This window comes from Streptomonospora arabica (genome assembly GCF_039531585.1).
Classification (GTDB): Bacteria; Actinomycetota; Actinomycetes; order Streptosporangiales; family Streptosporangiaceae; genus Streptomonospora; species Streptomonospora halophila.
This window is the reverse complement of the sequence record NZ_BAAAQI010000010.1, coordinates 164,036-175,488: the sequence shown is the minus strand read 5'-3', so window position 1 is coordinate 175,488 and position 11,453 is coordinate 164,036. Positions and strand designations below refer to the sequence as shown.

The 11,453-nt window shown below is 72.9% G+C and carries 9 protein-coding genes and 1 pseudogene; 7 read left to right on the top strand and 3 right to left on the bottom strand.

Going from position 1 to position 11,453, the window contains the following annotated elements:
* Together ABD284_RS17295 and ABD284_RS17290 are read left to right on the top strand one after the other, a co-directional pair.
* Positions 1-188: pseudogene (locus ABD284_RS17295) on the top strand (succinate--CoA ligase subunit alpha); the annotation flags it as partial.
* Positions 189-866: 678 nt separating this feature from the next.
* A complete protein-coding gene (locus ABD284_RS17290) occupies positions 867-2,513 on the top strand; it encodes a cell division protein PerM (protein ID WP_386698959.1) in 1,647 nt (548 codons plus the stop codon).
* A 52-nt stretch (positions 2,514-2,565) separates the two neighbouring features.
* On the opposite strand, the gene ABD284_RS17285 is transcribed toward ABD284_RS17290, so the two are convergent.
* Positions 2,566-2,979, bottom strand: coding sequence for a DUF4190 domain-containing protein (locus ABD284_RS17285; RefSeq protein WP_344144610.1), 414 nt, complete (start codon positions 2,977-2,979; stop codon positions 2,566-2,568).
* 294 nt (positions 2,980-3,273) lie between these two features.
* Here ABD284_RS17285 and purN point away from each other — a divergent pair, with 294 nt between their 5' ends.
* From purN to ABD284_RS17270, 3 genes are all read left to right on the top strand, one after another.
* Positions 3,274-3,927: a phosphoribosylglycinamide formyltransferase gene (gene purN, locus ABD284_RS17280; protein WP_344144646.1), complete on the top strand. Its 654-nt coding sequence runs from the start codon at positions 3,274-3,276 to the stop codon at positions 3,925-3,927.
* The gene (gene purH / locus ABD284_RS17275) at positions 3,924-5,492 is read left to right on the top strand and encodes a bifunctional phosphoribosylaminoimidazolecarboxamide formyltransferase/IMP cyclohydrolase (RefSeq protein ID WP_344144608.1); all 1,569 of its coding nucleotides are present in this window, start codon (positions 3,924-3,926) and stop codon (positions 5,490-5,492) included. Before purN ends, purH begins: the two co-directional genes overlap by 4 nt.
* A 65-nt stretch (positions 5,493-5,557) precedes the next feature.
* Positions 5,558-6,409: a bifunctional methylenetetrahydrofolate dehydrogenase/methenyltetrahydrofolate cyclohydrolase gene (locus ABD284_RS17270; protein WP_344144607.1), complete on the top strand. Its 852-nt coding sequence runs from the start codon at positions 5,558-5,560 to the stop codon at positions 6,407-6,409.
* A 125-nt stretch (positions 6,410-6,534) separates the two neighbouring features.
* Here the strand turns inward: ABD284_RS17270 and ABD284_RS17265 are convergent, their stop codons facing one another.
* Positions 6,535-7,140 (bottom strand): FHA domain-containing protein, encoded by a 606-nt coding sequence (locus ABD284_RS17265; RefSeq protein WP_311547105.1) that lies wholly within the window; start codon positions 7,138-7,140, stop codon positions 6,535-6,537.
* 471 nt (positions 7,141-7,611) lie between these two features.
* On the opposite strand from ABD284_RS17265, the gene ABD284_RS17260 reads away from it, so the two are divergent.
* Positions 7,612-7,998, top strand: coding sequence for a DUF3017 domain-containing protein (locus ABD284_RS17260; RefSeq protein ID WP_344144606.1), 387 nt, complete (start codon positions 7,612-7,614; stop codon positions 7,996-7,998).
* A 269-nt stretch (positions 7,999-8,267) separates the two neighbouring features.
* On the top strand, positions 8,268-9,485 hold the full coding sequence (locus ABD284_RS17255; protein ID WP_344144604.1) for an NADP-dependent isocitrate dehydrogenase: 1,218 nt from the start codon (positions 8,268-8,270) through the stop codon (positions 9,483-9,485).
* Positions 9,486-9,979: 494 nt separating this feature from the next.
* On the opposite strand, the gene ABD284_RS17250 is transcribed toward ABD284_RS17255, so the two are convergent.
* Positions 9,980-11,185: an LCP family protein gene (locus ABD284_RS17250; protein ID WP_344144602.1), complete on the bottom strand. Its 1,206-nt coding sequence runs from the start codon at positions 11,183-11,185 to the stop codon at positions 9,980-9,982.
* Positions 11,186-11,453 lie beyond the last annotated feature (268 nt).

Genomic DNA, 11,453 nt, shown 5'->3' with positions numbered 1-11,453 from the left:
CGAAGCCGGTGGTGGGGTATGTGGCGGGGTTCACCGCGCCGGAGGGTAAGACGATGGGGCATGCGGGGGCGATCGTGTCGGGGTCGGCGGGCACGGCGCAGGCGAAGAAGGAGGCGTTGGAGGCGGCTGGCGTCAAGGTCGGCAAAACCCCCAGCGAAACCGCGCGCCTGACCCGCGAGCTGTTCTGACCGGCTCGCCCGCTGCCGCCGGGTAGACGGAGAAGGGCGGCGCGCCCACCGCGCCGCAGACGGGTCGGCCCCGCCATCCCCACCGGTGGCGGGGCCGACCCGTTCCTCGTTCCCCAGGGCGCCCGCCGACCGGGGCGGCGGCCTCGGCCGCGCACGGCCGGTCCGCTCGCGCCGACAGGCGCGCAGAAGCGCGCCCGTGCCCGGAGGCGCGAAGCGCCGCTGCCGGCGCGGGGCGTTGCGATGGGGCCCGGCGCTGCTCGCACGAGGCCGGGGAGGGCCGACGGTCTCGGCGACCATGGCGTGGTTGTCGTCGCGCAGCCCGTCGGTGTCCCGGGGGTAGGCGGTGAGCAGGCGCTGCAGGCGCTGCAGGCGCTCGGGTCCGCGTTCGGCGACCGTCCCGGCCAGGGGCCGGCCTTTTGCGTTCGAGTTCACTGAGGAGTCCGCACAGGCAGGCGGTGGCTCGGCGGCGCGGGACTTCACGCGAGGAAGCGGTAGGCGAATCGGGCGAGGAAGTCGGGTAATCCTCAAGGTTCGAGGCTGGAGCGGGTCCCCACGGCTACCTGCCGTGCGCGACAGCAGCCCCGCAAGCTGTCGTTGCACTCCTAGCACACGCGCCCTGGGTGCGGGGGTGCGACACGCCCGGCGGGGAAGGGCGCGGATCGGGGCAGGGCTGGCAGCATGGGTCGGGTGAGCGCGCCCGCACGTCCTTCCCCGAACCGCGGCGGTGACCGCCCCCGCCGCGGGTCCTCCGGCACGGGCGGCGGCTCCGGCGGCGCGGGCGGGGGCCTCTTCGCGGGCGACCAGATCCGCCCCCTCTACGCGGCCGGCGGGCTGGCGGCGGCCGCGTCCGCCGGCATCGGGCTCGCCGTGCTGATGACTCTCACCGTCGCAGGCTGGGTCGCCGCGCCGCACGGCACGTTCGGCGAGGACATCGGCGAGGTGCTGGTCACGGCGGTTCAGGCGTGGCTGGTGGGCCACCACGTGGGGTTCGCCATCCCCGGCGGCGACGTGGCGATGCTTCCGCTGGGCCTGGTCGTTCTACCGGGCCTGCTGCTGTACCGCGCGGGCCGCCGGCTGGCGCGCACCTGCGAGCTGCCGCGGCTTCGCCACCTGTTCCGGGCGGCGCTGGCCATCGCCGGACCGTACGCGGCGATCGCGGGAACGCTCGCGCTGATCGGCCAGACCGAGGCGGTCAGCCCCAGCATGGTGCAGGCGCTCATCGCCGGGTTCGTTTTGGCCTTCGTCGCCGGCGGCGCCGGTGTGCTGTTCCAGTTGCTGCGCGACAAGGGCATCGCCAAGCGCCGCTTGTTGGAGCTGATGCCCGACCGCCCGCGGTCGCTGCTGGTGGGCACGGTCAGCGCCACCGGGACCCTGCTCGCCACCGGCGCGCTGCTGTTCGTCGTCGGGCTCGCCGCCGGTTTCGGCGACGCGGTCTCCACCACCCGCGACCTGGGGCCCGGCGTGGTCGGCGGCGTACTGCTGCTGCTCATCCAACTGCTGTACGTGCCCAACGCCGTCGTATTCGGCCTGGCCTACGCCGTCGGCCCCGGGTTCGCGGTGGGCGCGGGCACGATCGTCGCGCCGACCGGTGTCTCCGTGGGCGCGCTGCCGGTGTTCCCCATGCTCGCGGCGCTGCCCGACGACGGGCCCGCGCCGGTGCTGTCGCTTGCTGCGCTGGCCGTGCCGTTCGCGGCCGGCGGTCTGGGAGGTGTGCTGACCCAGCGCAGCGCGCCCGCTGTGGTCAGCGAGTCGGCCCCGTTGTGGGGCTTCGTCTGCGGCGTGACCACGGGGCTGTCGTGCGCCGCCCTGTCCGTGGCTGCGGGCGGGCCGCTGGGCGCCGAACGGCTGGCGGACGTGGGGCCCTCGGCCTGGCAGGTCGGACTGATCACGGCGCTGGAGGTCGGGCTCGCGGCGGCCATCACCGCCTGGGTGGCCAACTGGCGCTACTACCGGCGCTACGCCGCGGAGCCGGCGCCCGCCGATGCGGATGAGGCCGAGCCCGAAGCCGCGCCCGCCGGCGACGAGGCCGTCCAGCGCAAGCGCCGGTCCGGAGCGGCCCGCACCGCTGCGCCCCGGCACCAGGACGGGGACCGGTCGGCGGTGCCGCGGCGCCGCCGCGTGCGTGCGGCTGTTTCCGCGCTGCCCCGGCCGCGCCTGCCCCGCCGCCGCGCCGCGGAGGAGGACGACGGCGAGGACTTCTACGGGATCACCTACGAGGCCGGCGGTGAGGTGCCCGGCGCTCGGGAGGGCGGTGACACCACCGGCGGGGATGCGGCGCGCGGCCCCGGCGCCCCGGACCGGCACCGCGGCCCGGACCGGGTGTGATGTCCCGGCACGTTGGCCGCAGTAGCACAGCGACCCCTCGAACACCGGTCGGCTAGGCCCCCACCTCGGGAAGCTGCTCCATCGGGACGCCGGTCTTCTCCGAGACCGCCTTGCGGAACTCCTGGTCGCACTGCTCCTGGGAGCTGTGGGTCAGCGCCCGCGCGGAGCAGGCCGAGTAGGCCTGGTACTGGTCCCAGACCAGCGCGTATCCGATGATCATCAACCCCGAGAGCGTCACGCCGACCCAGCCCATGACCATGCTCAGCAGCGCGCCCGGCGCCGTCGCGTTCTTCTCGCGGGCCGCGCGGCGCGCCCGCCGGCCCTGGAAGATGCCCAGCGCGGAGAGCACGATGCCGTAGGGCGGCAGGACCAGCCCGGCCGCGGAGAGGAGGAGTCCCCACAGCCCGCCTCGTTCGACGGTGGGTTGCTGCCCGTCGCTGCGCGGCTGGGGCTGGTCATCGCTCACAGAGGCTCCTCGCGGACTGTGCCTGGCGGCGGTCGGTCTCAGACGGGTCCGGCCTCGGTCGGCGCCGGTGCACTACCGGGCGCCCGCCCCGACGGGGTCCCGTGGAGTAGACGCTACCTGGCGAGATAGGCTGACAGCGCGGGCGGGGGAGCCGTGCACACGTCGGCTGCCGTCTGCGGAGTGCTGCGCCCGCTCGCGGACGCCCGCATACCCGCAGGCCGGGCGGACCCGCCGACGCGCGGCGAGCCCGGGCAGGGGCGCTCCCGCACCGTATCCCCATGAGGAGGAAGCACTCTGTCGGCGCGAGTTGTCGTTCTCATCTCAGGCGCGGGAAGCAACATGGCCGCATTGCTGGACGCCGCGGCCGATCCCTCCTACGGCGCCGCGATCGTGGCGGTGGGCGCGGACCGCCGCGAGGCCGTGGGCCTGGTCCGGGCGCACGAAGCGGGCGTCGACACCTTCACCGTGCCCTTCGCCGACTACGGCGACCGCGGCGACTGGAACGCCGCGCTCAGCGAGCGGCTGGACGCCTGCCGGCCCGACCTGGTGGTCTCGGCGGGCTTCATGCGCATTCTCGGCGCCGAGGTGCTGGAGCGGCACACGGTCGTCAACGTCCACCCGGCGCTGCTGCCGGCCTTCCCCGGCGCCCACGCGGTCCGCGACGCCCTCGCCTACGGCGTCAAGATCACCGGCGCCACCGTGCACGTCGTCGACTCCGGCGTCGACACCGGCCCGGTGATCGAGCAGTCCGCCGTGCGGGTGGAGCCCGGGGACGACGCCGCGTCGCTGCACGAGCGCATCCAGGCGGTCGAGCGGCGCATGCTCGTCGACGTGGTCGGCCGCCTGGCGCGCGAGGGCTGGACCGTTTCGGGCCGGCACGTGCGCCTGGGCGGCACCGGCGCGCAGCAGTCACCGTCAACCGCATACGTCGCAGAGGAGAACCGGTGAGCCAGCAGGCCATTCGGCGCGCTTTGATCAGCGTCTACGACAAGACCGGACTGGAAGAGCTGGCCTACGGGCTCGCCGAGGCCGGGGTGGAGATCGTGTCCACCGGCTCCACGGCGGCGCGGCTGGCCGAGGTGGACGTGCCCGTGACAGCGGTCGAGGACGTCACCGGGTTTCCCGAGGTGCTGGACGGCAGGGTCAAGACGCTGCATCCGCGGGTGCACGCGGGGCTGCTGGCCGACCGGTCCAACGCCGCGCACCGCGCGACGCTGGAGGAGCTGGACATCGGCACCTTCGACCTGCTGGTCTCCAACCTCTACCCGTTCCAGGAGACGGTGTCGGCGGGCGCGTCCCTCGGCGAGTGCATCGAGAAGATCGACATCGGCGGCCCGGCGATGATCCGCGCCGCCGGTAAGAACCACAGCTCCGTCGCGGTGGTAGTCGACCCCTCCCGCTACGACGAGGTCATCGAGGCCGTTCAGGCGGGCGGCTTCGACCTGGAGCAGCGCAAGCGGCTGGCCGCGCAGGCGTTCGCGCACACGGCCGCCTACGACGCCGCGGTCTCCAGCTGGTTCGCCACGGCCTACGCGCCCGACGAGGTCGCGGCCGAGACCGGCTGGCCCGACTTCTACGCCTCCGTGGGCTACCGCTGCACCACCCTGCGCTACGGCGAGAACCCGCACCAGCGGGCGGCGCTGTACCGGGGCGAGGGCGACGGCGGGCCAGGGCTGGCGGGCGCCGAGCAGCTGCACGGCAAGGAGATGTCGTACAACAACTACGTCGACGCCGACGCCGCGCTGCGCGCCGCCCACGACTTCGCCGATCCGTGCGCGGCGGTCATCAAGCACGCCAACCCCTGCGGCATCGCGGTGGGCGCCGACATCGCCGAGGCCCACCGCAAGGCGCACGCCTGCGACCCGACGTCGGCGTTCGGCGGGGTCATCGCCACCAACCGGCCGGTGAGCGTGGCGCTGGCCGAGCAGGTGGCCGAGATCTTCACCGAGGTGCTGGTGGCTCCGGAGTACGAGCCCGGCGCGGTCGAGATCCTTACACGCAAGAAGAACATCCGGCTGCTGGTCGTCACGCCGCCGGACCGGGCGGCCCGCTCCGAGGAGCGCCCGATCAGCGGCGGCAGCCTGCGGCAGTCGGTCGACCTGGTCGACGCGCCCGGCGACGACCCCGCCTCCTGGCAGCTGATGGCGGGGCCGGCGGCCGACGCGGCGGTGCTGGCCGACCTGGCGTTCGCCTGGCGTGCGGCGCGCGCGGTGAAGTCCAACGCGATCCTGCTGGCGGCCGACCGCGCGACCGTGGGCGTGGGCATGGGCCAGGTGAACCGCGTCGACGCCGCGCGCCTTGCGGTGGAGCGGGCCGGCGACCGGGTGAGCGGCTCCGTGGCGGCCAGCGACGCGTTCTTCCCCTTCCCCGACGGCCTGGAGGTGCTGACGGGGGCCGGTGTGCGGGCGGTCGTCCAGCCGGGCGGCTCGGTGCGCGACGAGGCCGTGGTGGCCGCGGCCGAGGCGGCGGGCATCACGATGTACGCGACCGGGACCCGGCACTTCTACCACTGATCATCGGGCGGGCGGCGCGAGCCGGCGCGCCCGGGGGACGCACCCAGGGAAGGGACGAGACGCAGATGAGCGCAGAGATTCTCGACGGCAAGGCCACCGCAGCGGCGATCCGGGCGGAGCTGGTGGACCGGGTGGCCGCCCTGCGCGCCAAGGGGGTCGTGCCCGGGCTGGGCACGGTCCTGGTCGGCGACGACCCCGGCAGCCGCTCCTACGTGGGCGGCAAGCACCGCGACTGCGCCGAGGTCGGCATCGAGAGCATCCGCCGCGACCTGCCCGCCGAGGCCACCCAGCAGCAGGTGGAGGGCGTGGTCGCCGACCTCAACGCCGACCCCGCCTGCACGGGCTACATCGTGCAGCTGCCGCTGCCGCGCGGGCTGGACGAGAACCGCGTGCTGGGCATGATCGACCCGGGAAAGGACGCCGACGGCCTCCAGCCGGTCAACCTGGGCAAGCTCGTGCTGATGGAGGAGGCTCCGCTGCCGTGCACCCCGCGCGGGATCGTCGAGCTGCTGACGCGCTACGACGTGCCGCTCAAGGGCGCCGAGGTCGTCGTGGTGGGCCGCGGTGTGACCGTGGGCCGGCCGCTGGGGCTGCTGCTGACGCGCCGGAGCGAGAACGCGACGGTGACCCTGTGCCACACCGGAACACGCGATTTGGCCGAGCACACGCGCCGTGCCGACATCGTCGTCGCCGGTGCGGGTGTTCCCGGGATCATCGCCGGGGACATGGTCAAGCCCGGCGCGGCGGTGCTGGACGTGGGTGTCACCCGCACGGACGACGGGCTGCGCGGCGACGTGGCGCAGGACGTGCGCGAGGTGGCGGGCTGCGTATCGCCCAACCCGGGCGGCGTGGGTCCGATGACCCGCGCGATGCTGCTGGTGAACGTGGTGGAGGCCGCCGAGCGCCTGGCGGGCTAGCCGGCCGCGGGGCGGCTTGAGGGCGTGCCGCACCGCCGGGGCCGGTGGGCTCCGGCGGCGGCCCGTTCGAGGGGCCCGGACGACGGCGGGCCGCAGCGGCGGCCCGTTCGGCGGGCCCCTCGGGATCAGCTGGCCTTGCGTTCGCGGTCGAGGACGGGCATCGGGCGCACCAGGCCCAGTGCGACGACCTCGTTGGCCAGACGGGTGCGGCGGTTGGCCCCCTCGGGGACCCGGAACTTCTGGTACAGGCGGAGGAGATGCTGCTTGACGGCAGCTTCTGTCACGACCAGGTCCTCGGCGATCTCGCGGGCGGTCGCGGGGGAGACGAAGGCTTCGTCGGAGAGAGCGGGGCGGCAGAGCGACGTAAGGACGTCGAGCTCCCTCCGGGTGAGTTCGGGTGCGGTTCCCCTGCGCACCTCGACATCGGGGTTGAGTTCCTCCCTGGGCAGGCCGCCGATCTTGCAGCGCGCGCTTCCGAAGCTCAGGACATCGCCCTCTTCGAGGACCCTGCGCGCTATGGGGCGGCCGTTGACCCGGGTGCCGTTGCGGGAAAGGCCGAGGTCGACCACGTAGACGTAGGGGCCGCGGCGCACCAGCTCGGCGTGCAGTTGCGACACGCTGGGATCGCTGAGGCGGATGTCGGCCCCCTCTCCGCGTCCGACCGTGGTGACCTCGGATTTCAACGGCTGTACGTCCCCGTTCTCCTCGACCCGCATATAGGGCCCGTCCACGGTTGTTCCTCCCAGTGTGGGGCGCGGCCGATGAGGGAGTGCACGGCGGGGCGCGGACGGGTGCCTTGCTGCTTGGCTGTGTCGGCTGGTCGTAGCTGGCTGAGTGGGGTTCATAGGGGGTGGTCCTCGCTCGCCGTGGCACTCATCTCTTCACGGGTTACCCGGGCGCTGTTGGTTCTACGCTCTTACTCGGGAGTTAGACAGCTATCGCGGTAGGTTTACGGCGTTGTCCGGATATCGGGCCGGGAAGAATTCAAAACAAGAGAGGCCGATTCCGTCGCGCCGTGCACGGGGCGGCGGCGGGCGTCACTAAACTGTGGGCGTCCTCGGCCGGCGGCGCGGCCGGGCGCGCGGACGATCGGCGCTGCGGGGCCGGATCCGCGCGAGCCCGCGGCCGTTCCGGCGCGCACGGCCGGATCGGGCCGGGGCGCCTCCCGGCGCCGAGCGGTCCGGTGAGAAGCGTGCGCTAGCGTGGGGTTGACAGTGAGCCAGAACACGGTGGAGGAAGCGGTAGCTGCCAAATCGCACCGGCCAGACGAGGAGCCCGATCCCGCTCCCGAGGGCCGGGAGTCCGGAGTCGGCGACGAAGCACCCGGCTGGTTGTCGCAGGTGCCCTATTTCCTGGTGCTGTCCACCATGTCCGCGGGGATCGTGATCGTGGCTGCCGCCCACTTCAAGCGCGGCCCCGCACTGATCGCCGGCGCCCTGATGATGGCCGCGGTGTTTCGCACCCTGCTGCCTCGGGAGAAGCTCGGGATGCTCGCGGTGCGCAGCCGGTGGGTCGACATCATCACCCTGACCGGGCTCGCGGTGCTGCTGATCGTGCTCGCCTGGGTAGCGCCGCAACTGTCCCAGTAGGCGTCTAATAAGCTTGATATCGAGATACCGCAAACGTTCGATCGACTTGGCCGCCGCCCGCTGACCACCGGTGGGGTCGTCTCCCACCCGGAACCCGGCCACGGGGCGGCCGGCGGCCTGGCGGCGAGCTCATGAGGCGTGTCGCGGACACACCGGCCTCCCCGCGGTCGAGCGCGGCCCCGCGCCGCCCCCGCCGCGGCGCGGCCGGTGTGCCCCGGTGCGGCCTCCAGCCACATGACGGCTAGCCGAAACGAAGGGACAGCCACCCCATGGCCAAGATCAAGGTCGCCAACCCGGTAGTGGAGCTCGACGGCGACGAGATGACCCGCATCATCTGGTCCTTCATCAAGGACCGGCTCATCCTGCCGTACCTGGACATCGACCTGAAGTACTACGACCTGGGCATCGAGGAGCGCGACCGCACCGACGACCAGGTCACCGTCGACGCCGCCAACGCCATCAGGGAGCACGGGGTCGGCGTCAAGTGCGCCACGATCACCCCCGACGAGGCCCGCGTCGAGGAGTTCGGCCTCAAGAAGATGTGGCGCTCGCCCAACGGCACGATCCGCAACATCCTCGGCGGCGTCGTGTTCCGCGAGCCCATCGTCTGCGAGAACGTGCCGCGGCTGGTGCCCAGCTGGACCAAGCCGATCATCATCGGCCGCCACGCCCACGGCGACCAGTACAAGGCCAGCGACTTCAAGGTGCCCGGCCCCGGCACGGTCACCATCAGCTACACCCCCGAGGACGGCGGCGAGCCCATCGAGCTGGAGGTCGCGAAGTTCCCCGAGGGCGGCGGCGTGGCCATGGGCATGTACAACTACCGCAAGTCCATCGAGGACTTCGCGCGCGCCAGCTTCAACTACGGGCTGGACCGCGGCTACCCGGTCTACATGTCCACCAAGAACACGATCCTCAAGGCCTACGACGGCATGTTCAAGGACGTGTTCGCCGAGATCTTCGAGAACGAGTTCAAGGACCGCTTCGAGGCCGCCGGCCTGACCTACGAGCACCGGCTGATCGACGACATGGTCGCCGCCGCGCTGAAGTGGGAGGGCGGCTACGTCTGGGCCTGCAAGAACTACGACGGCGACGTGCAGTCCGACACGGTCGCGCAGGGCTTCGGCTCGCTGGGCCTGATGACCTCGGTGCTGCGCACGGCCGACGGCCGCACCGTGGAGGCCGAGGCCGCCCACGGTACGGTGACCCGGCACTTCCGCCAGCACCAGGAGGGCAAGCCCACCTCCACCAACCCCATCGCCTCGATCTTCGCCTGGACCCGGGGCCTGGAGCACCGCGGCAAGCTCGACAACACCCCCGCGGTCGTGGAGTTCGCCAACACCCTGGAGCAGGTCGTGGTCTCCACCGTCGAGGGCGGGCAGATGACCAAGGACCTCGCGCTGCTCATCGGCGGCGACCAGGGCTTCCTCACCACCGAGGAGTTCCTCGCCGTGCTCGACGAGAACCTGCAGAAGCGCCTGGCCTGAGTTTCGCCCCGCATCGGTCGAAGGGCCGTCCCGACCGCCGCCCGGCGGGCGGGACGGCCCTCGTGTGTGCCCGCCCGGCGTCCGTGCCGGGGAGGCGCGCGCGGACGCGGCAGGCCGGCGCGGGCCCGGTGCGGTCGGCGAACGGCGGTGTCGGCGCAGGGGTGCCGGGCGGACACACTCGGTTATCGCTACCGGTAATGCGGTATACGCCACTCTTCCGCGATTCGCGTGTTTCGCGAATATTGCCCTATCTTAGAGTTGTCTGCTCACGGGATGAATCCGCGGGCAGCTTCCGAAACATTCGAGGCCGACGTGCCGGCCGTGCGCCCGCTGGGGGGTAGGCGCGCGCGGTGCGGAACGTCAGGGAAAGGGCCCGTCGCCAGGCGACGGGCCCTTTTCTCTGCCCTACCCGCGGCCTGGAGGCGCCTCCTGCCGGGATCGCGCAGGGCGGGGCGGGTCCCGGGCCCCGCCGGTCGCACGGGGCCCGCAGCGGCCTACTCCTGCATGGCGCTTTCCGGAATGGGCTCACCGGCCTGCATGGCCTCGAACATCTCGGCCGAGCGCGCCTCGTCCCACAGCACGACCGAGCCCGCCCCCGCGATCGTGGGCGTCGAGCCGACCGGCACCGCCGTGGTCGCGGGGTTCTCGCGCATCGCCAGCGCCATGCTCGCCAGGTCGATCAGGTGGTCGTCCTGGTCGACGACGAAGGTGTCGGTGCCCTCGGTCACCAGCGGCACCGACCGGAACGGGTTGAGCAGGGTGCCGGGCGAGGTCGCCTTGGACACCAGCGCGCTGAAGAACTCGCGCTGGCGCTGGATGCGGTCCAGGTCGGCGCGCGCGGTCGCGCGCGTGCGCACGTAGCCCAGGGCGGTCTTGCCGTCCATCGTCTGGCAGCCGGCCTCGATGTCGAGGTCGGCCTTGGGGTCCTGCATGGCCTCTTCGGGGCACATCTCGACGCCGCCCACGGCGTCGACGATCCCCACGAACCCGGAGAACCCGATCTCGACGTAGTGGTCGATGCGCACGCCGCTGGCCTGCTCGAAGGTCTGCACGAGCCGGGTCGGTCCGCCGCCGAGCGCCTCGGCGAAGGCGGCGTTGATCTTGTTCTCGCCGACACCGGGGATGTTCACGTAGGAGTCGCGCGGCACGCTGACGATGCTCGGCTTGCCCGTCTCGGGCACGTACAGGACCATGATCGTGTCGGTGCGCTTGCCGGCCGCGTCGCCGGTGCCGAACTCCTGCTGCTGCTCCTCGGAGAGGCCCTCGCGGCTGTCGGAGCCCACGATCATGTAGGTCTCGCCCGGCTGGTCCTCCAGCTGGCCCTCGAAGCCGAGCGCCTCCACGCGCTGCAGCCGGGAGTCGGCCCAGAAGTAGAACACCGTCGGCAGCACGAGCAGGACCACCAGCAGCAGCACCAGGATCGTGCGGCGGCGCCTGCGGCGCTGCTCGCGCCTGCGCCGCGCGCTGCCCGAGCCGTCGTAGCCGCGTCCGCGGCCGGAGCCGCCCGGGGGCCGGCGCGGCGGGTCGTCGTCGATCGGCGGCATCCGCCGCGTCGGTCCGCTGCGTCCGGCCGAGCGCTGCTCGGAACCGCGCGGGCGATAGAGCTTCTCGATCTCGTCGGCCCCGCCGTCGGGGCTGCGGCGGAACACGCCCGTTCGGTCGGCGTCGCCCCGCCCTCGCCCGTGTCGCCCGTCAACCATGACTCTGGTCGCCCATCTGTGAATACACCGTTGAGGTTGGTTCGTCCCCTCGCTGTCTTGGGACTCGCCACAGCCTAGCCAGGTTCGCTCCGTTACCGTTCCGGTTCTCCCGCCGCACCGCGCGCCGGTGCGCCCTCGTATGACAGCAGGGGCGGCTCCGCAGCGCGGGGGCCCTCCCCACGATCGGCGCAGCGGGTTAAGGGCGAGGTCAAAGGCGCCGGGTACGACGCTGGGCCGCCGAGCGCGGCCCCAGCCGGGGGCGGACCCT